General features: G+C 37.8%; 19 protein-coding genes and 1 pseudogene. 6 read left to right on the top strand and 14 right to left on the bottom strand.

Annotated features, from left to right (window positions below; genetic code table 11):
- Positions 1-33: 33 nt before the first annotated feature.
- The 7 genes and pseudogenes from JCM9157_RS17320 to JCM9157_RS17295 all read right to left on the bottom strand — a co-directional run bounded on the left by JCM9157_RS17320 (position 34) and on the right by JCM9157_RS17295 (position 7,633).
- Complete coding sequence (locus tag JCM9157_RS17320; protein ID WP_035666697.1) at positions 34-861, bottom strand: 1,4-dihydroxy-6-naphtoate synthase; 828 nt, start codon at positions 859-861, stop codon at positions 34-36.
- A gap of 3 nt (positions 862-864) precedes the next feature.
- Positions 865-1,524 (bottom strand): futalosine hydrolase, encoded by a 660-nt coding sequence (locus JCM9157_RS17315; protein WP_035666695.1) that lies wholly within the window; start codon positions 1,522-1,524, stop codon positions 865-867.
- Positions 1,525-1,669: 145 nt separating this feature from the next.
- Positions 1,670-2,992, bottom strand: a complete 1,323-nt coding sequence (locus tag JCM9157_RS17310) for a CitMHS family transporter (protein ID WP_035666692.1) — start codon at positions 2,990-2,992, stop codon at positions 1,670-1,672.
- Between the two features lie 209 nt (positions 2,993-3,201).
- Positions 3,202-3,906, bottom strand: a complete 705-nt coding sequence (locus JCM9157_RS17305) for a response regulator (RefSeq protein WP_035666690.1) — start codon at positions 3,904-3,906, stop codon at positions 3,202-3,204.
- A 1-nt stretch (position 3,907) separates the two neighbouring features.
- Complete coding sequence (locus JCM9157_RS17300; protein ID WP_035666688.1) at positions 3,908-5,560, bottom strand: ATP-binding protein; 1,653 nt, start codon at positions 5,558-5,560, stop codon at positions 3,908-3,910.
- A gap of 119 nt (positions 5,561-5,679) precedes the next feature.
- Positions 5,680-5,829: a hypothetical protein gene (locus JCM9157_RS24710; protein ID WP_156321503.1), complete on the bottom strand. Its 150-nt coding sequence runs from the start codon at positions 5,827-5,829 to the stop codon at positions 5,680-5,682.
- Between the two features lie 95 nt (positions 5,830-5,924).
- Positions 5,925-7,633, bottom strand: a pseudogene (locus JCM9157_RS17295) (ABC transporter ATP-binding protein).
- 112 nt (positions 7,634-7,745) lie between these two features.
- Between JCM9157_RS17295 and JCM9157_RS17290 the strand changes: the two are divergent.
- Together JCM9157_RS17290 and JCM9157_RS17285 are read left to right on the top strand one after the other, a co-directional pair.
- Positions 7,746-8,132, top strand: coding sequence for a (deoxy)nucleoside triphosphate pyrophosphohydrolase (locus JCM9157_RS17290; RefSeq protein WP_035666686.1), 387 nt, complete (start codon positions 7,746-7,748; stop codon positions 8,130-8,132).
- Positions 8,133-8,148: 16 nt separating this feature from the next.
- On the top strand, positions 8,149-8,937 hold the full coding sequence (locus JCM9157_RS17285) for an ATP-grasp domain-containing protein (protein WP_148296905.1): 789 nt from the start codon (positions 8,149-8,151) through the stop codon (positions 8,935-8,937).
- Positions 8,938-8,969: 32 nt separating this feature from the next.
- On the opposite strand, the gene JCM9157_RS17280 is transcribed toward JCM9157_RS17285, so the two are convergent.
- Positions 8,970-10,316, bottom strand: a complete 1,347-nt coding sequence (locus JCM9157_RS17280) for a bifunctional folylpolyglutamate synthase/dihydrofolate synthase (RefSeq protein ID WP_035666683.1) — start codon at positions 10,314-10,316, stop codon at positions 8,970-8,972.
- Positions 10,317-10,576: 260 nt separating this feature from the next.
- The gene (locus JCM9157_RS17275) at positions 10,577-11,545 is read right to left on the bottom strand and encodes a nuclease-related domain-containing protein (protein WP_035666681.1); all 969 of its coding nucleotides are present in this window, start codon (positions 11,543-11,545) and stop codon (positions 10,577-10,579) included.
- Positions 11,546-12,050: 505 nt separating this feature from the next.
- Between JCM9157_RS17275 and JCM9157_RS17270 the strand changes: the two genes are divergently transcribed.
- Both JCM9157_RS17270 and JCM9157_RS17265 read left to right on the top strand, forming a co-directional pair.
- The gene (locus JCM9157_RS17270) at positions 12,051-12,932 is read left to right on the top strand and encodes a helix-turn-helix domain-containing protein (protein WP_052013219.1); all 882 of its coding nucleotides are present in this window, start codon (positions 12,051-12,053) and stop codon (positions 12,930-12,932) included.
- A gap of 225 nt (positions 12,933-13,157) precedes the next feature.
- Positions 13,158-14,279: a S8 family peptidase gene (locus JCM9157_RS17265; protein WP_035666680.1), complete on the top strand. Its 1,122-nt coding sequence runs from the start codon at positions 13,158-13,160 to the stop codon at positions 14,277-14,279.
- Positions 14,280-14,365: 86 nt separating this feature from the next.
- Here JCM9157_RS17265 and JCM9157_RS17260 read toward each other — a convergent pair whose 3' ends face one another.
- The 3 genes from JCM9157_RS17260 to JCM9157_RS17250 all read right to left on the bottom strand — a co-directional run bounded on the left by JCM9157_RS17260 (position 14,366) and on the right by JCM9157_RS17250 (position 19,228).
- Complete coding sequence (locus JCM9157_RS17260; RefSeq protein ID WP_035666679.1) at positions 14,366-16,180, bottom strand: methyl-accepting chemotaxis protein; 1,815 nt, start codon at positions 16,178-16,180, stop codon at positions 14,366-14,368.
- Between the two features lie 456 nt (positions 16,181-16,636).
- Positions 16,637-18,007 carry a UDP-N-acetylmuramoyl-tripeptide--D-alanyl-D-alanine ligase gene (locus tag JCM9157_RS17255; RefSeq protein ID WP_035666677.1) on the bottom strand — a complete coding sequence of 457 codons (1,371 nt, stop codon included), beginning with the start codon at positions 18,005-18,007 and terminating at the stop codon, positions 16,637-16,639.
- Between the two features lie 132 nt (positions 18,008-18,139).
- On the bottom strand, positions 18,140-19,228 hold the full coding sequence (locus tag JCM9157_RS17250) for a D-alanine--D-alanine ligase (protein ID WP_035666675.1): 1,089 nt from the start codon (positions 19,226-19,228) through the stop codon (positions 18,140-18,142).
- A gap of 279 nt (positions 19,229-19,507) precedes the next feature.
- Here JCM9157_RS17250 and cudC point away from each other — a divergent pair, with 279 nt between their 5' ends.
- Together cudC and JCM9157_RS17240 are read left to right on the top strand one after the other, a co-directional pair.
- Positions 19,508-20,062: a choline uptake/conversion transcriptional regulator CudC gene (cudC, locus tag JCM9157_RS17245; protein ID WP_035666674.1), complete on the top strand. Its 555-nt coding sequence runs from the start codon at positions 19,508-19,510 to the stop codon at positions 20,060-20,062.
- 163 nt (positions 20,063-20,225) lie between these two features.
- Positions 20,226-21,122, top strand: coding sequence for a glycine betaine ABC transporter substrate-binding protein (locus tag JCM9157_RS17240; protein ID WP_035666672.1), 897 nt, complete (start codon positions 20,226-20,228; stop codon positions 21,120-21,122).
- Positions 21,123-21,305: 183 nt separating this feature from the next.
- Here JCM9157_RS17240 and betA read toward each other — a convergent pair whose 3' ends face one another.
- Together betA and JCM9157_RS17230 are read right to left on the bottom strand one after the other, a co-directional pair.
- Positions 21,306-23,003, bottom strand: a complete 1,698-nt coding sequence (gene betA / locus JCM9157_RS17235) for a choline dehydrogenase (protein WP_035666670.1) — start codon at positions 23,001-23,003, stop codon at positions 21,306-21,308.
- Between the two features lie 523 nt (positions 23,004-23,526).
- Positions 23,527-24,507: an alpha/beta fold hydrolase gene (locus JCM9157_RS17230; RefSeq protein WP_035666668.1), complete on the bottom strand. Its 981-nt coding sequence runs from the start codon at positions 24,505-24,507 to the stop codon at positions 23,527-23,529.
- Between the last annotated feature and the right edge of the window lie 245 nt (positions 24,508-24,752).

The raw sequence follows: 24,752 nt of genomic DNA, 5'->3' as shown, positions 1-24,752 counted from the left end.
AGGCCCGGTTACATGATAACCAGGCCTTATCATCTAAAGAGCGTCTAGATCAAATTCAGGAACCAACCCTTCTTTTAAAGCTCTTCCAAGTAAAGCTCTTACGGCTGCATAGCCATCTTCACCCAAGTCTTTCGTAAACTCATTTACGTACAAATCAATATGAGATTGTGCGACATCCTTTGATAATTCCTGCGCGTGCTCCAATACATACTGAGTTGATGCTTGTGGGTGCTTCCACGCATATTCAACAGAAGCTCTAGTCCATCTCGTGATAGCGTCTTTATCCAAAGACCGATGAGCAATAATTGCTCCTAACGGAATCGGTAATCCTGTATCCTCTTCCCACCAGTTCCCTAAATCAGCCATCAGATTTAAATCATAATTTTGATAGGTAAACCTGGCTTCATGAATAACTAAACCAGCATCTATTTTCCCCTCTTGAACAGCCGGCATGATCTCATGAAAAGGCATGACGATAATTTCGCCTACTCCACCTTCAACTTTTTGAGCTGCCCACAGGCGGAATAATAAATAAGCTGTTGATCGCTCACTCGGTACCGCAATTCGTTTACCAGATAAGGCTCCAGGACCCGGCGAGGCCTCCTTCGTTAACACCAAAGGTCCACACCCTCTCCCAAGAGCTCCTCCACATGGAATCAATGTGTAATCATTTAGAACCCAAGGTAAGGCAGCATAAGAAATCTTTTGAACTTCGGGACCCTTGCCTTCCGCCGCCCAGTTATTCGTTTTATCAATATCCGCATATGTCACATCTAACTTAGGAGCTCCAGTAATTAAACCATGGACCCAAGCATGAAAAACAAATGTATCGTTCGGACAAGGAGAAAATGCAATTTTCATTTTTTACAACACCTCTTTAAGAATAGAAGCAGCCTTTTCTAATTCTATAAGCGCCTCTTTAATTTTCCATTCATTGCGATTACGAGGGCCGACCATGTTGGAGATTGACCTTAATTCAAGAACGGGTACTTTCTTTTGACTCGCTGCAAAACCAACGCCATATCCTTCCATCGCTTCTGCCAGCGCACTTGGAAAACGAGCTTGCAAGTTTTCAGCTTTTTCAGCCGTTCCTGTCACTGTAGACAAAGTTAATATTGGTCCTACTTGAGCATCAAGCCCTCTTTCTAGTAACACTTTCGTTATACCGTCACTCAAAGTTTGATCAACACTTATTGAAATACTTCCTAAATTAAGATCAGCTAAACTTAAAAATCCCTCAGCTGTTTCCGCTCCTAGATCAGCCGCAACCAATTCATTTGAAACAACTATAGAGCTAACTTCTGCTTTTCCATTAAAACCGCCGGCAATCCCCGCATTGATTACTAAATCAAATGGATTAGTAGCTAACAAAAGAGCGGTATTCACAGCAGCTGCAACAACACCCACTCCAACAACCGCTACTTCAATCTCTTTACTCTCACCAAGACCTCGTAAAAAGGCCTCTTTTTCTGCTTCAACTGATGTGACAACTAACACTTTTTTAAAGTTAAACATACCATCCATCGAATCCCTTCAAACCGTCATTGTACAACCCTAGTATAGCATTATTCATTCAAAAGAAACTAACACCACGTCTACAGATTCCATACTTCCAACATAAAAAGGTTACCCCGAAAGCAGTGCCTTCAGGATAACCTTCTCTAACTTATTAAACGATTCCGATAAACATTGCAATCACAATAAGGATGATACTAAAACCCCACATCCAGAAAAAGGAATAACGGATATGTTTACCCATCTCTAATCCTGCTAGACCAAGCGCTAACCATAGAGCTGGAGAAAACGGACTGATAAATGTCCCAATGATGTTTCCAATTGTCATAGCATAAGCAGCAGATGCCGCTTCAACACCATAACTTGTTACAATTTGTTCTACCACAGGTAGCAACGCAAAATAGTACGCATCCGTATTTAATACCAATTCAAACGGTACCCCTAGAAAGCCAATAATTAAATGTAAATAAGGAACTAACATTGCAGGTAAAAACTTAACAATATCTGTTGCTAGAGAGTCCAACATTCCAGATCCAGTTAATATTCCTAAAAACGAACCAGCAGCAAGAATAATTGATGCCATTAAAAGTGCATTTGGAGCATGAGCCTTAATTCGCTCCATTTGCTCATTTACATTCGGATAATTTAGAGGCAACGCAATACTAAGAGCAATCATAAAAATAAATCCTGCCGGAATAATCCCCCACACTAACATCGCAATTAAGCCAATTGTTAAAAGTAGGTTTACCCATAATAATTTCGGACGAGCTAATGAATTATCCTTTTTCTCGATTGCAGAATCATCAGTTAATTCAATAGCTGCTGCCGCTTCTATATTAGCTAGATCTGTTTCTGTTAACTTCGCAATTCGACGGTTCTCTCTCATTCCTAAAATAACAGCCATCCCTATTAATAAAATAATGGCGATAATTTGAAGCGGAATTAACGGTCTCCATAATTCTGTTGGATCTACTCCAAGCACTGCTCCCACACGCCCAATCGGACCTCCCCACGGAACCATGTTAATGATACTCGCACTTGTACCTACTAGTAATAAAAGTAAATATGGACTCATTTTTAATCGTTTGTATAACGGCAGCAAAGCTGGAATCGTAATAAGAAACGTCGAAGCTCCTGATCCATCTAAGTGAGCAATCGCTCCAATTAGGACTGTTCCGACCGCTACTGCAATGACATTACCACGGGAAATCGCTATCATTTTATTAATAATAGGATCAAACAAACCCGCATCTTGCATAACACCAAAATACAAAATAGCAAAAATAAACATGATGACAACATTAATTACCTTGTCGATTCCTTCCCCAAAGAACACTCCAATTTCAGGAAAACCAAATCCCGCAAGTAGGGCACCTACAATTGGAATAATGACAAGTCCAATGATCGGTGTAATTCTCCCACTCAGAAGCAATAATACAATAATTAAAATGGTAGCAAATCCAATTAAACTTAGCATTCTTCTCTCCCCCTTAATATGTTGACAGAGGCACTATTTGAAAGCGTATACATTTAAAGCTAGTTAGATTGCTTTCAAACAATAAAAATAACCCTCTCTTTTTTCGAAGTTTCTGATATATCTAGAAACTTAACACAAACGAAAAAGAGAGAGCGATATAAGAGAAATAAACTAATTAAAGATCATTAAATCTATTTTGTTCATATTGTTCACGATCGTCTGTATCTTCGTTCCGGTCGGCCAACATCGCCATATTTAAGCTCTGCTAGTACTTCTTCTGTAGAAACTAAAAATTCTAGATACCGCCTTGCCGTTGAACGACTTGCACCAATCATTTTTCCGAGTTCAATGGCCGTGACACCTTGGTCTTGCTCTACAATGATTGATTTAATTTTATTAAGAGTAATCCGGTCAATTCCCTTTGGCAGAAGTTCCGCATCCATCGGAGTCGGTAACTTGTCCACTAATTTAGAATTTAAACCTGTAAGTTGATCAATTTCGCCTTGATCCATTTCAACCTTTGAAGCTAGTAATTCACGGTGGGTAGTAAACCTCTTTAACGCTTGCTCAAACCTAGAAAACTCAACGGGCTTTACGATGTAATCAAATGTTCCACCTCTAATGACCTCTTCAATCGTCACAACTTCCTTTGCCGCAGTTATCATAATGATCTCTATTTCGCGGTGATTTTTTCTAAGCGTCCAGTATAGATCTAAGCCTTCTACGTCAGGTATGTAGACATCAAGAAGAATTAAGTCTGGTGGTGGATGGTTGTCTAAAAATGCAAGCGTTTCTGTAGCTGTTTTACAAGTACTTAGTACTTCAAAACCTTCTACATGTTCTACATATTGACGCGTAATATCAGCAACTCGAAAATCATCCTCTACAATAAGAACTTGATAGCATCGTTTCATGTCATCCCTCCTTAGACTCATCTTTCGGAATTGTAAAAACAAAACACGCCCCGTCTAAATCTCCTTCTTCTAAGAAGATATCCCCTCCGACGTCCAAAAGAGCCTGCTTCGTCAAAGCTAAACCGATTCCACGATTAATTCCTTTTTTTGTCGAGAAACCTTGGGTGAAAATTTTGTCTGCTAACTCGACCGGAATTCCCGGACCTGAATCTTCTATTTCAAAGAGAATTTCATTGCCGATATCGGTAAAGAACACCGTTATCTTTTTTACCTTCTCTTCATTTAGTTTGGTGGCTTCTATAGCATTTTGTAACAGATTACCAAGAACCGTTACAAGTATATCTCTTTTCTCGTGAGAAAGTGGTTGTGTCATTTGACTGTCTGGATGAATCGACAGCTCGACTCTTTGCTCCATCGCTTGATTTAATTTTCCTAATAAAATCGCATTGACCATGGGATCAGGAACCTTTTCTAACAAAAAGTGTATCCACTCTTGTTGCATATTGTTTTCTTTTTTAATAAAGGCTACCGCTTCCTCTTTTTTCTCCAACTGTATGAGACCAAGAATGGTATATAACTTATTGGAAAACTCGTGTGTTTGAGCTCTAAGTGCATCGGCATATTGTTTTATCTTCGTTAATTCCTTAGTTAAACGATCAATCTCTGTTTTATTCCGAAATGTCGAGACTGCTCCTATTAACGTTTTTCCGTAGAATATAGGGACTCTATTAACTAGAATCGTGTGCTTTCCTATTTGTACCTCTTTATCAAACTGACTTTCCCCTGTTTGTAATACATCCGTTAACGTAGAAGCGGGCAAAATTTCTTTAATTGGTTTACCTATGAAATGGTCGTAATCATTATGATCAAAAAGCAACTTTTGTGCCGCTGTATTAATTAAGGTTATAACCCCATAACGGTTAACAGCAATAATTCCCTCATGCGTTGATTGCAAAATCGTTTCTTTCTGAAGCAAGAGGTGAGAGATCTCTTCAGGCTCCAATCCAAATAATAATCTCTTAATATAACGAGCTATGAATATAGCACCAACCATACCCAGACCAATAAAAAGAAAAAGGATGAACCAAAGTTCTCTACTATAGGTTGATATCATACTTTTCACATCTTCAATTAGATAGCCAACCGAAACGACTCCAATAATCTCACCATCTTCTGTAAAAATTGGAACTTTCCCTCTAATGGAATAGCCGAGAGAACCAAACGCTTTCGATACATAAGACTCTCCATGCAACAAAGCTGGTTGATTGTCCTCTCCGACCATTTTCTGGCCGATTTTTTCCTGAAGTGGGTGAGAGTAGCGAATTTCACTCGCATTTCCAACAACAATAAATTCAGCACCTGTCGCTTCTTTTATTGGTGTAACTAAAGGTTGAATGACGTCTGAAGGATTTTCAAGAGCAAACGCTTCTCTCAGTTCTGGTATAAGCGCCACACTTGTTGCCACGCTCAATGCCCGCTCGCCTAATTGTGTTTCTAGTGTATCTGAAAAAAAATAGTGAAGAAATATACCCATAACAGAAAACATACTAATGATGAGTAAGCCGATTAGTAGGATCATTTTCATTTTTAACTTGAGTTTTACATGTGGTTTGTTTAATAGCTTTTCATTATCCACTGTCTGAAATTGATCCATCTGTTTACTCCTTTTCAACTATTGCTAGTAATGTTAGCATCAAGAACACGAATATTCTATCATTTTATAGAATCTAACAAAAGAGAAGCACCAATACGGTACTTCTCACATCATGTTCCTTATTCAAACTTACTCGTCTTATGATTCAACACACCTGTTTGAAATTTCCTTAATCGTTTCATCGTCAGACGCCAATCTCGTTGTTCTTGTTTTTTCTTTTTTCTAATTAGAACTTTGAGTGCTTCTCTTCTTGATTTTTCATTTTCCAATGTTGGCACACTCCTTTAATATCCGTATTCGAGACATAATTATGTCGAAATATGCCTGACTTATGAATAGAATATTAAAGAAATTGTGATTTTTTTCACCCAAACTGAGCATAGTGCAAACGGCTGTAAATCCCTTCAGCCTCTATTAATTCTTCATGATTACCTTGTTCAGCAATTCCTTCCTTCGTCACCACCATAATACGGTCGGCATTTTTAATTGTCGCCAAGCGATGGGCAATGACAAGTGTCGTCCTCCCCTTTGATAGTTCCGCTAACGATTGCTGAATTGCTACTTCTGTTTCGGTATCTAATGCAGAAGTGGCCTCATCTAAAATAAGGATAGGAGGATTTTTCAAGAACATTCTTGCGATCGCTAACCGCTGCTTTTGCCCTCCTGATAACTTAACGCCTCGTTCACCAATGACCGTTTCAAGACCAAAAGGCTGTGTTTGAACAAATTCATCAAGTTGAGCTCTTCTAGCCGCTTCCATAATTTCATCATCAGTTGCATCTAGCTTTCCGTAAGCAATATTCTCTCGAATTGAACCTGAAAAAAGAAAAACATCTTGTTGGACAATCCCAATTTGACTTCTTAATGATTCAAGTTTAATGTCACGAATATCAACACCATCAATGCAGATGCTCCCTTTTTCCAACTCATAAAATCTTGGCAACAAGCTACACAATGTTGTTTTCCCTGAACCAGATGGCCCTACAAAAGCAATTGTTTCACCTTTTCGAATGTGGAAGGAGATATTTTGTAATACTTTCTCCTGACCTTCATAACCGAACGTTACCTGATTATATTCAATGGCTCCATTTACGCTAATCTCTTTGGCATTTGGAGAATCTTTAATATCTGGAACTGTATCAAGAATCTCACAATAACGTTTAAAACCAGCAATCCCTTTCGGATAACTTTCAATGACCGCATTAATTTTCTGAATAGGACCAAGCAAAATATTTGATAAAAGAATAAAGGCGACAAATTCACCGTTCGTTAACTCTCCTCGCAAAACAAAGAACGTTCCAAATAAAAGCGTAAACAACGTAATGATTCTCATAAGCATGTAGTTCGCTGTGACGTTTTGAGCCATAATTTTATAAGAACGTAGCTTTGTATGGCGATAGTTTTCATTATTAACGGCAAATTGCTTTTGTTCGTGCTTTTCATTGGCGAAGGCTTGAACGACTCGAATTCCACCAATGCTATCTTCTACACGAGCATTAATGTCAGCGACATCACTGAACATTCTTCGAAAGGTAATCGTCATTTTTTTATTAAAATAAATAGCTAAATAAGTTAAAAGCGGAATAACTAAGAAAGCTAATATCGCTAGTTTCCAGTTAATTGTTAGCATCAGAATAAAAGATCCAACTAGCGTCATCACAGCAACGAAGACATCCTCTGGCCCGTGATGAGCCACCTCGCCAATTTCTTCTAAATCTTTTGTAAGCCTCGAGATAGAATGTCCTGTTTTATGATTATCATAATAACCAAATGATAGCTTTTGCATGTGCTCAAATAACTTCCGTCTCATATCTGTCTCTATATTGATCCCGAGCATATGCCCCCAATACGTAACAACATAATGTAAACCGGTATTTACCATATAGATCAACAATAACCCAACACACGCCCAAAGAATAACGCTCCAGTTCCTACAGGCAATAATTTGTCAATAACCTGATTAACAGCGAGTGGAAAAGCTAATTCTAGTAAGCCCACTAACACGGCACAAGAGAAATCTAGTATAAATAGAAACTTATATGGTTTATAATATGAGAAAAATCGTGCTAACATGGTCCAACTCCTATCATGTATTGATCATAACAACCCATTATATGTCAGTTCTTATTTTACCGCAATAGATTGATAGTTTAGTGCCATTCATTTTTTAAAAGGAGTGTATTTAATGAAAGAAGTAACCGTCGTTGGTGCTGTTATTAAAAATAAACACAACCAAATTTTATGTGCGCAGCGTGCTTCTCATATGGTTCTTGCTGACTACTGGGAATTTCCTGGGGGAAAAGTGGAGAGCGGAGAAGATTTTCAAGAAGCATTAATAAGAGAGATCGAAGAAGAATTAGCTTGCACCATTTCTATTGAGGCTAAAATTACCGAAACAACGTATGACTATGACTTTGCCCGTGTTCATCTACATACGTATTGGTGTAGCCTTGTTGACAGGGACCCTATCGCTAAAGAACACGCTGAGCTTCGCTGGTTGTCCGTTGACTCTTTAGTAGATTTGAACTGGGCTCCAGCTGATCTCCCAACCATCGAAATCATAACAAACTGATTAAAGGAGTGATCCATTGACTACTCGGCCATATCTCGCCATGATTCAACATTCCGTTTCAGCCGATCAGGTGTCGTTTAAAGAGATTTCACCTGACTATTTATATCGTGTCCAAAGAGGAAATGACTCTTTTATCATGCACGATGTTGAGGTTGGATTAAATAATAGCTCTAGTATGAAACTCGCTCAAAGTAAATCAGGAACTTATTCTGTCTTGCACCATGCAGGAGTCCCTGCTGTTGAGCATCATTTTTTACTAAATAATCAATCAAGATTTGCAAAAGGAAATGCGTATGACCTTGCCGCCAAGTTTTTTCAAAAACATAACGAAAAGGTTGTATTGAAACAAGATAATGGCTCCCAAGGAGTAAATGTGTTTAAAATTGAAACAAGTGAAGATTTAAAAGCTCAGTTATCTCATTTGTTTTCCCTACAACTAAACGCTTGTCTCTCTCCCTTTTATACATCTACCTATGAATATCGAATGATTGTTCTAAAGGGTGAGGTTAAGCTCTTATTGGCGAAAGAGCGATTAAACTCTTGGAAGCATAACTTAATTGGTGGCAGCCGATCTAAAGATGTTCCCACGAGTCTCATTCCTACTTTATCAAAAATGGCCACTCAAACGGCCCATGCCTTACAACTAGATTTTTGTTCAGTTGATATTTTAGATACGACAACCGGGCTTCTTGTCTTAGAAGTAAACGAGCAAGTGATGCTAGATGAGTATATAAAAGACGATCCGACAAGGAAAGATCGGGTTTCAGCGATTTACCGTGAAGCGATTTTAGAAAGATTGAAGTGATTCACGAGGCCTCTGAAATAATAGAGGCCTTCTTATTTCCCGATATCATGCAACGAATGTCCAAATAAACGCTTCGCATTCCCGATAAACGTTTGTGTACCAACAATTGCAATCAAACCCGCTTTCTCTTTTGCATAACTAAAAGCTTGTTCAAGCGTCGCGCATTTTACACTGTTTGCCTTATACTTCTGTGCTAAATCTAAATCGTCCTCCGGAAAAGGTAAATGACTAATATCTGGCACGGTTACAATGATCTGGTCAGATACTGTACTTAACACCTTGATTACTCCCTCATAATCTTTGTTAGCTGGCACACTAACAATCGAGATAGTATTTCTTTGCACATCTTGATTAATAATGGCGATAACCTCTTTAACATATTCAGCTGTTTCTTGATTAATTGCTCCGTCTAAAATCACAATTGGATCTCTCTGAACAAGTTCACATCGCCCTGGCCATTGTATATTCGCCAAGCAGTCTTGAACGATTTGAGCATCGAGTGGCTTACCGAGAACATCCTCCGCTAGCTTGATAGCAATCCCTGCATTGAGCGCTTGAAATTCCCCTAGCAAGGGTACTGTTAAGCCTTTGTAAAAATTGTTATTTGTTTGCACATCAAACTTAGTTCCGTTAGCTGTTAGGTTAATTGAGTCAATTGAGAATTCTTTAGCATAACGGAAGTATTTTTTAGTAGCTTCCATTTTTATTTCCATTAACTGTTCAACTGTTTGAGATTGCTTATTCACATAAACTTTTTTCGTTTCAGCTTTGATAATCCCCAATTTATGCTCTACGATCTGTTCAAGTGATGGACCTAGGTTTAAAACATGCTCTTCCATAATGGGTGTAATCACAGCCCACTCATTTTTAAGCACATTCGTGTCATCATATTTTCCACCACGCCCGCATTCAATGACATTGATATCTGTACGCATCTCTTGAAAATAACGCACCGCCACGGCAAGGGCAATTCCAACCGGGCCCTGGTATTCAGCATCAGCTAGTTCAGCTTCTATAGAAAGAACTGTATCCTTGATCTCATTTGCAATACGGATGAAATCTTGATCCGGAATCGCCTTCCCGTCCACTCGAAATCGCTCATTGAAATCGACTAAATGCGGTGATGTAAAAAGACCTACTTTAAAGCCAAGATGACTTAAGAGTGAGGAAATAAAACGTGAGGTCGAACCCTTGCCCTTACTTCCAGTCACGAGAATAAACCTCTGCCCTGAGTCAGGAGAACCAATTTGATCCAAAAGTTGTCGCGTTAATTCTGGCTTCCTTACTTTTTCATCCCGCACTTCAGTAATGTGCTTAATCGCCCTGACATAAGAGCGATAAATGAGATCCTCCGCCTCTTTCACGCTATTAATTCGCATTCACAGCACCTCCTTAGTTGTTAGTCTAACCAACTTTTCTAATGTTGGTTTGGTTTATCTACTAAATTTCTGATATATCTACTAATTTTGACGTTTATCTACTAATTTCTGTTTTTATCTACTAACGCCAACTGTATATCTACCATTTTACGAATATATCTACTAATAAGCAATCCGCTGCGAAATTCGTACCGCTCCAGCCCACTCCACACCACCTTCCCTACCAAGCCAACACAAAAAGCACCAGACGGATCTGGTGCTTAATCTTCAAACATAAGCGAATGGACCCTCCCCTTGTTCACACCAAAATAAGGAAGTTGCAGAGATTTTAGTATTTTAGTGACAGTCGCCGCATTTTCAAGCTGCAAAAATTCCCTTGCTTCTCTGTTCGTTATTTCCGACTTAATTAAAAGTGCATAATCCTTTAACGCGCCAATATGAGCATACACACTCTTTAACCGACACTTAGAACAAAACCAACTTCCATGAATTCTTGAAATCGGAACATGAGCACAATGAGGACAAAATACTCCTTTTATCAACTGATCTTTAGTCACATTAAATTGACTGAGAAGCAAAGGATTCTGAGGTGTATGTTTATTCAGCAAACAATTGACCAGTTTCTTTAAATCTCCTTTTGTAACAGACTCTTGTTGAAAACTCTTTTGGATTTGTGCAAATTTCACAGGGAGAGCATCCCCTCTTATTACCTTTTCAGCAACTTGACTATTCCCCGGATTCGTCTTAAGTATCGCTTTAGAATTCGCACTGATAACTAATGATACTAAAGGTATATCAATAAAGCCGTATTGATTAAGCCACTGTTCAAATTGATAAACTTGAAGGTCGACTTGAGCACATGGGTCTTGATACACTTCTTTTTGTCCTTCATATGTTTGAATCAGTTGGTGAAACTCTGGGTCGAAGAATAAAGTTCCCTTCATATTTTTAATTTCTAAAATGAGAAAAAATTGTGATGATAAGATGAGTGTGTCCATTTGAAAGAAGTAATTCTGATGCGGGAGCCGGATGTCGTGTAGAATAAGATGATGTTTATCCGACACGTACCTAAGTGGATAATTTACTGCTTGTTCACCTTTAAATCCTGCTGTTTCTCTTGCTAACTGCTTTTTTATTGCGTGATAGTTCGGGTGGTGAAGCGGGGTTCTTTTCAGTAAAGCTTGAAGGATTTTAAGGCGGAGTGGTTTCTCTCGGGGTTTAACAATCACTCAAATTCCCACCTCCTTTCGTTAATTTCTGATAATATTCGCCAATATTCGATCTTTTCCTTTTTTGCTTTTAAAAATGTATGTAAGTAAATCTACCATAATAAAAAATAACAGTTTCTTTTCGCAAGGAATGTTGATAGTAATACCTAATAACCATAGTGTAAAAAAGCACGATGATTGAGTAAGGTTCTGCTCATCATCGTGCTTCAAATTACTTTTATTTTATCCGTGTACATAATCAGGTGGTGGCGCTGTTGGATAGTGATCACTAATTGCAAATGTTGCTAAAGGTGCAGTAACTAAAAAGGCAATAGCTATACCAGTCATGAATAGTTTCCTCATTAAAGATCACCTCCTTTATTAACATCATTATGCCACATAAAATAAAATCATGATTTCCTCAAAAAACCTGTGAAATATCTAATATTTAATATATTATTATGTAAAACTTAATTTTACTAGAGTTGACATTAACATATGAATATTTCTTAGGGAGTGAATAAAAATGGACTATCTAATCGGTGATCGTATTAAAGATTTAAGAGAACATTTAAATATCTCACAAAAAGCACTCTCTAAAGACATATGTACCCAAGGCCAAATCAGCAAAATAGAGAGCAATACTACTATTCCAACTGCTCCTTTGCTAAATCAAATTGCAAACCGACTCGGAGTAGACATTAATTACTTTTTTGATGATTTATCGAGAAATGGTATTCATTATGTACAAGAAGCAAAACTGAATATTGATAAGTTAATTCGTAATCAAAACTATCATGAGGTTATGTACGCCGTCAGACTTGAAAAGAAAAATCCTCTTTTTAGAAAACCACACTTACAACAATATTTATTGTGGAGAGAAGGGATATGTATTTTTCATCTATATCACGATAGTGTTAAAGCCATCTCTTTGCTAGATTACGCGTTAAGTTTAGGTGATTCCTCTAAAAAAAACCCATCGGAAACTGAACTCGACATACTCGGATCGAAAGCCGTTATATTAAGTAAAATTAACCAATTTGAAGAAGCTGATCACATTTACAAATCTATTTATACAAAAATTGAAGCATTGCCGAAGTTCACCAATCAACGGCTGCTTATCCGTGTATTGTTTAATGCTAGTAGAAATGCCTATGATAGAAAAAATTATAAGGATTCGCTTTCTTATGCTAATAAAGCCATTCAAATTTGTATAGAGGAAGAACAATTATATCTTCTAGGTCATTTGCTCTTTCAAAAAAGTTGTTCTCTTTTTCAAGAAGATGCTTCAAACAAAGACTATTGTCTTGAGCTATTGTCTGACGCATTATGGGTCAATAAACTTCACCCAAACCGAGCTTTCGCTACGAGTTTAGAAGAAGAAATTCATTACATAAAAACATCTTAACTCTATCAGCCCTACCAAAAAGTCCGTACAATTCCGAACGGGCTTTTTGGTATTTATTTACTATTATTATATTAATTTTTTATTCCATTAAAGATAGAATACACTAGTATTCACTATATAAACAGTGTTTACACTTCCATTTTCGGCTCATTTAGCGACTCGAAGTATTAACCTTCTTCACATACAATGAGCTTGTACTCTACTAAACTATTAGGAGGTTTTACAATGCGAGTTTTGAAAGGTAACAAACTAACTGGTTTGCTTCTTGGGTTTATTTTAGTATTTTCTTTCGCGTTTTTATCACTATCGGTTAGCGCTAATGGCAACGGGAATGGCAATGGCGTAGAAAGACATGACTATTTAATAGGGTTTCACGAAAAGGTAGATAAAAAAGCCATTACTCAAGCAAGCGGAGAAGTAGTTCACGAATATCAGTATATGCCTGTTCTTCATGTGAAACTTCCAGAAAAAGCAGCAAAAGCTTTAGAAAAAAATCCTAATATTGCTTATGTTGAAAAAGACGAAGAGGTTACTGCTTCACAAACGGTTCCTTGGGGAATTAATCATATTCAAGCTCCAACCGTACATTCTTGGGGGAATCGCGGAAACGGTGTTCGTGTCGCTGTGTTAGATTCAGGGGTTGCTTCCCATGAAGATTTAAGAATTTCTGGTGGTAGAAGTTTCATTACTAGCGAGCCTTCTTATCAAGATTATAATGGCCATGGAACTCATGTAGCTGGTACCATCGCTGGGTTAAATAATAGTTATGGCGTACTTGGTGTCGCACCTAATGTTAACCTTTACGCAGTAAAAGTATTAGATCGTAATGGAAGTGGATCTCACAGTGCGATTGCACAAGGAATTGAATGGTCTGTTAGCAACGGTATGCATATTGTTAACATGAGCTTAGGTGGGCCAACAGGTTCAACAACGCTTCAACGTGCCGCCGATAATGCTTATAATAGAGGTGTTCTCCTTATCGCTGCAGCTGGTAACACGGGTTCTGCCGGTATTTCCTATCCAGCTAGATACAACTCTGTTATGGCAGTAGGTGCTGTTGACTCCAATAACAATCGTGCTTCATTTTCAACTTTTGGAAACGAATTAGAAATTATGGCACCAGGAGTATCCATTTTAAGCACACACCTTTCAAATCAATATGTTTCTTTAAACGGTACATCAATGGCAAGTCCACATGTTGCTGGTGTTGCAGCTTTGGTGAAAGCTCAATATCCAAGTGCGACTAATGCCCAAATCAGACAAAGACTAAGAGATACTGCCACACCACTTGGTAGTTCATATTACTTTGGAAATGGTTTAGTGCATGCTGCTAGAGCGGCGAATTAATAGAAAGAGCGACTAAATGTTTATGTTTAGTCGCTTTTTTCTATAGTAGTTTCTTGGACTATGACGGCCACTTCTAATTGATCTAGTTACCGAGTTTCAACAAAACCTTCTTCTTGTTTTTGTAGTTTAATCGCTAACGTAGATAGATCTTTTACGGTAGTATGAAGTGTAGCCGTTGCTTGCACTTGAGCTTCAGAAATTACCTTTATCGCAAACATACTTTCTTCATTGACATTAGATTTTTCTGCTAAATCATTAATGGAGCTTACGATTTCAATGGTTCCTTGGGACATCTCTTCCATAGCCTTTGTTATTTCAAGTACTTGGGTGAGCATGCTTTTACTTTGTGTCGAAACTTCATTAAATTGATTTGATGTTGTACGTGATAATCTTTTCGTTTCTTGAATAGAATCATCTAATTCATGAAAACCATCTAATGTACTTTTAACATTTTCCGTAATAATTACTAGTTGATCAGAAATCTCTTTAGAAAAAGAGTTGGTTTGGCTCGATAATTTTTGTACTTCTTCGGCGACAACTTTAAAACCGCGACCATATTCTCCTGCTCTTGCTGCTTCGATTGAAGCATTTAAAGCTAAGAGATTAGTTTGCTTGGAAATCTCATTAATAGACTTAATAAATTGCTGAATATTGTTCGTATTCTCTTTCACATTCTGAAGCTGTTCTAAGAAAAAGTTCATCCGACCAGTAACATGATCAATCTTTTTCTCTGTCTCGGTTATGAATGAGGTTCCTTTGACAGCAAAATCATTCATGGTTTTCATACCTTTATTAATTTGTTCTAATGATTGATGTATTTCAATTGTACTTGCCGACGACTCTTCTGTAATCGCTGAAATAGCCATTGTACTTTGTTGCTGTACTTGAATAAGCGTTTGCTGATTGGATAATATATTTTCCATATCTGCATTTTTTAAATGCAGTTGTTCTTTCTCTTGTTCAATAATGGTAGCTGTTCCGACAATTTCTTTACTTATTAAACTACTCTCATTAATGTTAGCCTCTATTTTAGCTCTCATTCTCTCTAACGCGGAATTTAAGTCACCCATTTCATCAAAACGCCTTGTTATCCCTTTAAAAGAGAAATCTCCTTTTTCATATGCCGCCATCCGAATTTTTAACTCTGAAACCCCTTTGGATAAATCCCTTGCAAAGATATACAATGCCAAAGTAGGAATAATAAAAAGAAGTAAGAGTAACATCATTGTTTTCTTTGTACCTATTTGTAGCGTCTCAGTTACCTCCTGGTTATTTGCCTCTTTAACCTTCATGATGTGCTCATTTATGATTGGATCGACTCTGGATAAATGTGATTGAATTGGTGAAATAACGGGCGCGATCTCTTTACTGACTATTTCTTCCCAATCAAAATGAAATCTAAGAAAATAATCTTTCTGGAGTTGCGATAACCCTGCTCTTGATTCTTCAATCACGTTTACATATCTATCTAATCCAGCATCAGTTAAATAGACTTTCACACGTTCCCACTCATTTTCTTTACTAAGAATGTTTTCTATTTCATTACTTTTATGCTGGCTATATCCAGAAACCATCATGTCATATTGTAAAAACAAAACACGTTTTAAATCATTCATAGCAATTCGATAATCTTCTTCTAGCTGGATATATTGGTTGGCTTGATTCATGCTTCGGTCTACATGAAGGTTCGTTGTCGCCAAATAAAAGAAAGCAAATATCGAGAAAATAAACAGTATAGCCAACAACCAACTCATTTTTTTCATCGTCGTACCAAGAACTTTTTTCTTCCAATTACTATCAACCAATCTACTTTCAAACTTTTTCATTTTAGGCACTATAGCCTCTGACTTGATATATTTCCCTAGTAGCTTTTTGATCCCCTTCTTAAATGACCATTTCAATTTATCTCTTCCCTTCTATTTAAATCACATATCAATTTTACTGAGCAATCGTTTGCACTTTGAAATGTGAGAAGTTCTTAAGTACTTCTTTTAACTAGTATCCGTTTTATATGTACATTGAAACAACTACATCTAAATAATAAAGTAATTGAACTTGGATCAATGTACCGTTTATACTTCTTAGCTTAAATATCGACATAAAAGCAAACGGATGCACAAAACACAAAAAAAGGGAAACGGTTACAGTAACTACTGTTTATTATACGTTCAACAAATCATTTAAACAACATTTTTTAGTTCAAAAGTCTAGCTACGTTATCACTATCACAACGGAATTTCGCTTATACACAAAAAGCCTTTCATGTTCTGAGAACATATAAAAGGCTTCTTTTAGGCGCACATTCCTTTTTTCAAACTTTTCAAACGATCATTACAATCCAATTTGCATATTTAGACCTATGTTAATGCTCGAACAACCTCTTCTAACTTCATCCCACGAGAACCTTTCACTAAGACCACATCACCTTTTGCTACAACGGTCTTTAAGTTATCTATCAGCGCTTGCTTGTCATCGTACCCGAAAACTCTACCGTCCGGAAAGTTCACTTTTGCTCCCTCAGCAATCTTTTGTCCTAGTTGGCCGAATGTGAAAACATAATTGATTTTAGCAGGGTCTATCCCTTTCCCAATTTCAAAGTGGAACATTTCTTCGTCGTTGCCTAATTCAAGCATATCTCCTAAAACGACGATTCTATTTTCGTAGTCTTTTAAGTCTTGTAGCAACTCAATGGCCGCCCTCATAGATGTTGGACTAGCATTATATGCATCGTTAATAACAGCCACTCCAGCTTTACCTTGAATCAATTCCGTTCGCATGCCCGTAATCTTGATGTTCTCCAACCCTTTTTTAATATTGGGAGTGGACACATCAAACTGTTTCGCAATTGCGATTGCAGAAAGAGCGTTATTAATATTATGTTTACCGAGAACTGGGATGAAAAATTCAGTTTTATCTTCACCATTTATCGCAAAATAAGTACCATTGCTTTTCTGTTCGATTTGAACCGGATAAAAGTCATTTTTCTCAGAATTTCCAAAAGTGATCGTTTGAATGGAACTGTTTACTACCTTCGCTGTTAACAATGGCTCATCCCCATGAATGACAAGTGTTCCGTTTTCTCGTAATCCCTCTGTAATTTCAAATTTCGCCTCAGAAATCCCTTCACGTGACCCCAAGTCCTGTAGATGTGATTCCCCAATGTTTGTAATCACTGCGGCATCAGGTTTTGCAATATTAGAAAGAAGCTGAATTTCCCCCCTTCCGCTCATTCCCATTTCCAACACAGCCATTTCCGTGTCTTCCTCTAAGCTAAGAATAGTAAGTGGAAGACCGATGTGGTTATTATAGTTGCCCTCGGTTTTTTGAACCTTGTACGTTGTTGCAAGGACAGAGGTCACCATATCCTTTGTCGTTGTTTTCCCATTACTACCAGTGACTCCAACAACCTTAACTGTAAGGCTTGCCAAATAGTTCTTAGCTAAGTTTTGCAAGGCTAATAATGTATCTTCTACATAAATAAGTGGGAGATCGACCGGTGGATTCGGTTGATTTTTTTGCCAAAAAGCTCCTGCTGCTCCATTCTCAATGGCAACTTCGACAAAATCGTGTCCATTAAAATTCTCACCTACAAGCGGAATATAAAGGTTTCCTGCCTGTATCGTTCTTGTATCAGTAGAAACCCCCGCAACCTTTACTGAATTATCACTTAGATTAACTGCTTTGCCACTAACCCACGCAGCAATATCGTAAAACGTTCTTTTAATCATCTTAATCTCTCCTTTAATTCAAATGCTTACCACGCGCCGAAAGGAAATCCGTCTCTTTTGTTTCATTCATTGTATTCTATGTAAAAGGAGGCTGACTCACAACGGAATCAACCTCATTACTATTATTGGACCTTAAAAGGTGTGTTTAATCTTTTGTTTTTCTTTGTGGCGCTCTACTCCAAGCTCCACTAATTTTTCAATTAGTTGTGGATATGAAAGGCCTGATTCCTGCCAGAGCATCGGAAACATACTGAAAGGTGTAAAACCTGGCATCGTATTGACTTCGTTCATGAGGACTTCACCGTCTTTGGTTAAGAAAAAGTCAGCACGGACTAAGCCTGAGCAATCAAGAGCTTTAAACGATTGAATCGCGACTGTTTTAATTTTCTCATACTCTTCCTCTGTGATATCAGCAGGAATAATAAGGCCTGTGCTTCCATCCTCATATTTCGCTTGGTAATCATAGAAATCAGTTGTTGGAACAATCTCACCTACAACAGAACATTCAGGGTGATCATTACCTAAAACGCCAATTTCCACTTCACGACCAACGATATTCTCTTCGATAATGATTTTACGGTCATATTCAAAAGCAAGAGTAAAAGCTTTCTGCAAACTTTCACGGTCTTTACATTTGCTAATCCCAACACTTGAGCCTAAGTTCGCTGGTTTAACAAAACAAGGGTAACCAAGCTTTTCTTCAACCTCTGTGTATGCTTTTTCCGCATCTAGCTCCCAGTCACCGCGAAGATACCAAACGTATTTCGCTTGGTTGATACCAGCCTGCTCATAGATGTTTTTCATCATAACTTTATCCATACCAGCTGATGATGCCAGTACTCCGTTCCCAACATAAGGGATGTTCATTAATTCTAATAAGCCTTGAACTGTCCCGTCTTCTCCGTTCGGTCCATGAAGCAGTGGGAAAACCACATCAATTTTATCTTCCGTTTTTTGGCTTGAAGGAACCGGGAACAACTCTGAATTTAAAGCAACCGGAGAGATGGTTTGCCCTGCTTCTTTTAATTGAAGCTCCTTGACATCCTCCACCGGTCCTAGAAGTTGCGCCCCTCTAACCCACTCACCTGTTTCTGAAATATATATTGGATGGATCTCGTATTTTGTTAAGTCTAATGCTTTAATAACAGCTTTTGCCGTTTGTAATGATACTTGATGCTCAGCAGATTTCCCACCATATAATAATCCAAGTTTCGTCTTCATATTCACCCTCCATACTCATTTGCTCTCTTATTGTAACATTATCGCACTTAAGTTAAATACTCAATTATGACTAGTTTCGCCTTCGTCTTGATTCATTAGCCTATTCTTATCCAATGTATGTAGAAATTTTATCTTTGGGCATGTTTATTGGAAAGTTTTTTATGATTGAAAATTCCGCTTTCGATTTGACATTTCATCTGAACAAGGTATCATTAAGTTTGTAAAGAATATTAAATAACTATTTTACAAGCTTTGCTTTTTAATGAAGGAGCGACCTTTATGAGTGAGTCTACTGAAAAATCGAGAGTGAACATAGAAAAGGCCAAAGATAAAGTGATTGGCGCCATTGCTGAGACAATGGACTTATACGGTGTAACACCAGCTGCTGCAAATTTATATGCGACAATGTACTTTAAAGATCAGATGACTCTTGACGAAATGCGTACTGAGCTTGAAATGAGCAAACCGAGTATGAGTACTAGTGTCCGTAAACTCCAAGAAATTGAGATGGTGAAAAAAACATTTACACGCGGCTCTAGAAAACATACCTATATAGCAGAGAAAAATTTTTTCCGTTCATTTATGGTGTTTTATTGTCAGATGTGGGAACGCGAAGTAAAAATGAACATGGAAGCAATCAAAGAAGCACAAAAAGACTTAATAGATGTCATGATAGATTCAACTAGTACATCAGAAATCGTAGCAGAATCGAAAGCATACTATGATCAATTAGAAGAATCAAAAACATACTATTACTGGTTAGATGACTTAGTTGCAAGTATACGAAGTGGAAAGATATTTGAGTATATACCAAAAAAAGACCAACAAGATTAACTTTTAAGGGATCGCTTTGACTCCCCCGCTTTATTAATAAACTTATCTCTTTTAATTAGGAGATGAGTTAGTTTTAGGGTAAACGTTAAAATAATTCTTAACACAGTAAACGTTTTGAATCATTTTAACTTTATATATAAAAACTAGAGGAGTGTCATTTCACATGATCAAATGGAAAAAAGAACTTAGTTTTATCTTAGTGTTACTAATGGTTGCTGTAATGACAGCATGCGGAAGTACTAGTGAAGTAACGGGTGAACAAGAAGGTACAGGGGCAACGGCAAGTAATGAAGAACTAGAAATTGGTCAAATTAACTGGGCGGAGAATATTGCCGTAACAAATATGTGGAAAGCAATCTTAGAAGAAAAAGGGTATAACGTGAAGCTAACAGTATTGGACATGGGTGTGACGATGAAGGCATTAGAAAGTGGCGAGCTTGATGTTAGTTTAGAAGTCTGGTTACCAGTCCAAGATGCTAATTATCTAGATACATATCAAGATACGATTAATTTCTCAGAATCTACTTGGTTTGATAACGCTAAAGTAGGACTTGTTGTTCCAACTTATCTAGAAGATGTTAATAGTGTAGAAGACTTAAATCAACATAAAGAACTATTTAATGAAGTAATTGTCGGATTTGATCCTGGTGCAGGAACAATGGAAGTTGCACAACAACTAATTGAAGACTACAACCTTGAGTTTGAACTTCTATCAAGTTCTGAGCCTGCTATGTTAGCTGAAATTGGAACGGCAGTAGGAAATGAAGAAGCAATCGTAGCACCACTTTGGAGCCCACACTCGGTTTTCTCCAACTATGACTTAAAATTCTTAGAAGATCCACAAAACACATTCGGTGGAGTAGAAAAAATTCATCATGCTACAAGACTCGGATTTGAAGAAGATTATCCAGAAATAAGCAAATGGCTTCAAAATTGGAAGATGGATGATCAAGAAATTGGCGAACTGATCCACTATGTTGAAAGTGCAGAAAATCCTTTTGATGGAGCTAAACAATGGATTGAAGAGAATCAAGATTTAATTGATCAATGGGTAAATTAAAAGAATATCTTACTAGTTAAACTAGAATAAAAGAAGTTTAGTCTTTCAGTTGGAAAGACTAACTTCTTTTTTTGACCTTATTAACTACCAATCTAAAAATTGACCAAAAAAAGAAGGCTCTCTTTCAAAAACGTATGCTTTTAACTAGCAAATACATTTTGAAAGATGCCTTCTTATAATAACTTATGATTTAACTGGTGTTTTAATGGTTCCTGCGTCTGGGTGGTGCACTCCATGACGGTAGAAATCAAGATGCAGGGGTTCCAGAGGCTCACGGCCTAGGATTAAGTCAGCAGCCTTTTCGGCCAACATCAACACTGGTGCATGGATGTTACCATTCGTGACATAAGGCATAGCAGATGCATCAACGACTCGAACATTTTCCAGTCCATGAACCTTCATCGTTAGCGGATCTACGACAGCCATAGGATCTGAAGCTGGACCCATCTTCGCCGTACAACTCGGATGAAGCGCCGTCTCAGCATCGTTCTTCACCCATTCTAAAATCTCCTCATCTGTACTAACAGAAGGACCTGGCGAAATTTCACCTGAATTATAAGGTTTCATGGCTGGCTGATTTAAGATTTCTCGTGAAATTCTTACCGCTTCAATCCACTCACGACGGTCCTGTTCAGTTGAAAGATAATTATAGACCATACTCGGATGCTCTTTCGGGTTTTTCGAACGAATCTTTAATGATCCTCTCGCATCAGAATACATTGGTCCTACGTGTACCTGGAAGCCGTGTGCCGTGTCGGCTTTTTGTCCGTCATAACGAACTGCTACCGGTAGGAAATGGAACATTAAATTTGGATATTCAACGTCTTCGTTTGAACGAACGAAACCTCCACCTTCGAAATGGTTCGTTGCAGCTGGACCTTTACGTCCGACCAACCATTGTAAACCGATCCACGGCATTTTCATTTTATTTAAGTTAGGTTGCTCAGAAACAGGTTGCGGACAAGAGTATTGGATGTATGTTTCCAGATGATCCTGAAGGTTTTCACCTACACCCGGAAGATCGACAACCGGTTCAATTCCAAGTGAGCGCAAGTATTCAGCATTACCTACACCTGACAATTGAAGCAATTGTGGTGTATTGATTGCACCACCTGCAAGTACTACTTCACCTGCAATAACTTGATGAGTCTTCCCGTCTTTTTGATAAGTTAAACCCTTCGCACGGGTACCCTCGAAATCAATACTTGTCACAAAAGCACGAGTTTTTACAGTAAGGTTTTCACGCCCCATAGCTGGATGCAAATAGGCTCGTGAAGGGGAAAACCGTTGTCCTTTGTACACATGCTTATCAAACGGCGCAAATCCTTCTTGTCTAAAACCGTTCACATCAGGAATTCGCGCGTAGCCAGCCTCGACCGCCGCTTCAAAAAAGGCTTGGAATAAAGGACCTGTCGCCGGTCCACGTTCCAATTTAAGTGGACCATCATGGCCACGATACTCATCATCTGGATCCGCAGCTAAAGCATTTTCCAAGCGCTTGAAATACGGAAGACAATGTGCAAAATCCCACGTTTCCATACCCGGGTCTGCTCCCCAACGTTCATAATCCATTGGATTGCCTCGTTGATAAATCATCCCGTTGATAGAACCTGAGCCTCCGAGCACCTTTCCTCTAGCGTGTTTGATACGTCTTCCATTCATAAAAGGTTCAGGGTCTGATTCATATCTCCAATCATATAACGGATTCCCTGAAGGAAATGGTAAAGCTGCTGGCATTTGAATTAATAAATCCCATGAAAAATCCTTCCGTCCAGCCTCTAATACAAGAACATTCCGAGTCCCGTCTGCACTTAAACGATCACCTAGTACAGAACCTGCACTACCTCCACCTACTACTACAATATCATATGTTTCTTTCATATTTTGACCTCCTAGGATGTTGAAAATTTGGATTCATAAATAAATCAAATAATAATTAATTTGCTTTCAAAATCGTAAATCGCTAATTGTTTACTAGTTTTATATTTGACCTCTTGAGTAACTAATTTTGGCTTGGGCTTTAAGCGTTTGAGATTCACCTAGCTTACGACCACTTTATGTCAATCTCTCCCAAGACCTTCGTACAATATGGATAATGTTCCTCACTTTTTTCGAAAACGGCACTCAATTCATTTCCGATTGATGAACATTCACTCCCTTTCGTTAATTTCGTTAAATTTTTATTTAACATTCTTAATAATATAAATATAGCACAGTGTGATTTTTTTGTAAACGGATCTAGACTCTCTATTTTCTTATCTTTATTTTCGATCCCTTTTAGCATTGAGTAAGGGCAATGACTGGGCAGGAAAGAAGCAAAGCGAACATAAAAAAGACTTGCTCAAAGATTTATGAACCTTTGAGAAGCCCCTATAAAACTCACTATTAATTAAAATTTGCCAAATTAATGATGGTAATCTAATATCTCTAAAATTGAACTCAGTACGACTTCTGGTTGATCTAAGTGAATATAATGACTAGCACCATTAACTACAATATGTTTACCGTTAACCGACAAAGTTGAAGTCTGTTGTTGAAGATCTGACCATTCAGGGATTTCTTCATGCTCTGCTGATAAAACGGTTATAGGAATCTCACCAAATCCTTGTGCCTGTGCAGTACGAACTTGATCTATAGATTTAGACATCATCCATTTAAGCTCACTTATTTGGCTTCGGTTGTAGAAGTGTTGATGAAAAAAATGGATAGACAAATCGTCATTTATGAAATAATCATACATAGGTAGCATATTCAACCACTCAAGCACCCTTCCAGTGCCTATTTCTTTTAGAACTCTAATCCCATAGCTTTCAACCGCAGAATAACCACCCTTCTGATCTACATGAGAGGAATCGATAAGAACAAGCCCAACAACCTCCTCTACATGCTTTCGCGCAAAAACCTGTGATGTAAATCCTCCAAAGGAGTGTCCAACTAAAATATATGGACCTTTTTCACCGGATTGATTTAGGAGAGAATATAAATCATCGGCTATATGTTCTGCCGTTCTCTCGTTCGTAGCAACATCACTCCAACCGTAACCAGCTCTGTCATAGGATATAACTCTAGTAAACCTTGATAGTTCAGATTGTATATGCTTCCAGTCCGTATACGAAGAAGGAGTACCTAAACCTGATTCGAGAATGATCGTAGGATGATCATTCGCTTCTCCTTGGGCGTATACATGCAATTTATAATCTCCAATATCTACCCTTTCACCAATAGGAGGAAAATCATCCGCAGTTAACTTCGTCAAAATTTGCTGACATGCAAAACCTATTAATATAAATAAACTTAAAGTAATTCCTCCCCATTTTAAAACCGAAACTCCCCTTTTAAAAAAAGTCTTATTCCTTTTAACACTCCAATTAACTTGATTTTGCACGGACGCACCACCTTACATATTATGTGAACAGTATACTATGCAAGCGCACTAAATTATTTGATTTTTTCGTAAATTTATTATTTTTATTGCTCTTTCTCTTACACAATGATAGGTGCTTCTTATTTTGCTGGAATGATTAGAAAAATTAGCAACGAGGAAAAGGAACAACAGAAAATAAAATGAATGAAAAAAGCTACCCATGAGTTATGTTAAACTCATGGGTAGCTCTCCTGTTAGCAAAATCA

Source organism: Halalkalibacter akibai JCM 9157 (genome assembly GCF_000513135.1).
In the GTDB taxonomy this organism is placed as follows: Bacteria; Bacillota; Bacilli; order Bacillales; family Bacillaceae_D; genus Halalkalibacter; species Halalkalibacter akibai.
The sequence above is the reverse complement of the archived record's forward strand: the minus strand, read 5'-3'. Positions and strand labels throughout refer to the sequence as shown.

Bases quoted from the DNA above. Each gene is read 5' to 3' on its own strand.
- JCM9157_RS17255 (WP_035666677.1), bottom strand. From the start codon at position 18,007: ATGATTAAAAGAACGTTTTACGATATTGCTGCGTGGGTTAGTGGCAAA.
- JCM9157_RS17265 (WP_035666680.1), top strand. From the start codon at position 13,158: ATGCGAGTTTTGAAAGGTAACAAACTAACTGGTTTGCTTCTTGGGTTT.
- JCM9157_RS17290 (WP_035666686.1), top strand. From the start codon at position 7,746: ATGAAAGAAGTAACCGTCGTTGGTGCTGTTATTAAAAATAAACACAAC.
- JCM9157_RS17270 (WP_052013219.1), top strand. From the start codon at position 12,051: ATGGACTATCTAATCGGTGATCGTATTAAAGATTTAAGAGAACATTTA.
- JCM9157_RS17320 (WP_035666697.1), bottom strand. From the start codon at position 861: ATGAAAATTGCATTTTCTCCTTGTCCGAACGATACATTTGTTTTTCAT.
- JCM9157_RS17300 (WP_035666688.1), bottom strand. From the start codon at position 5,560: ATGGATCAATTTCAGACAGTGGATAATGAAAAGCTATTAAACAAACCA.
- JCM9157_RS17305 (WP_035666690.1), bottom strand. From the start codon at position 3,906: ATGAAACGATGCTATCAAGTTCTTATTGTAGAGGATGATTTTCGAGTT.
- JCM9157_RS17250 (WP_035666675.1), bottom strand. From the start codon at position 19,228: ATGAAGACGAAACTTGGATTATTATATGGTGGGAAATCTGCTGAGCAT.
- JCM9157_RS17280 (WP_035666683.1), bottom strand. From the start codon at position 10,316: ATGCGAATTAATAGCGTGAAAGAGGCGGAGGATCTCATTTATCGCTCT.
- JCM9157_RS17315 (WP_035666695.1), bottom strand. From the start codon at position 1,524: ATGGATGGTATGTTTAACTTTAAAAAAGTGTTAGTTGTCACATCAGTT.
- JCM9157_RS17240 (WP_035666672.1), top strand. From the start codon at position 20,226: ATGATCAAATGGAAAAAAGAACTTAGTTTTATCTTAGTGTTACTAATG.
- JCM9157_RS17310 (WP_035666692.1), bottom strand. From the start codon at position 2,992: ATGCTAAGTTTAATTGGATTTGCTACCATTTTAATTATTGTATTATTG.
- betA (WP_035666670.1), bottom strand. From the start codon at position 23,003: ATGAAAGAAACATATGATATTGTAGTAGTAGGTGGAGGTAGTGCAGGT.
- cudC (WP_035666674.1), top strand. From the start codon at position 19,508: ATGAGTGAGTCTACTGAAAAATCGAGAGTGAACATAGAAAAGGCCAAA.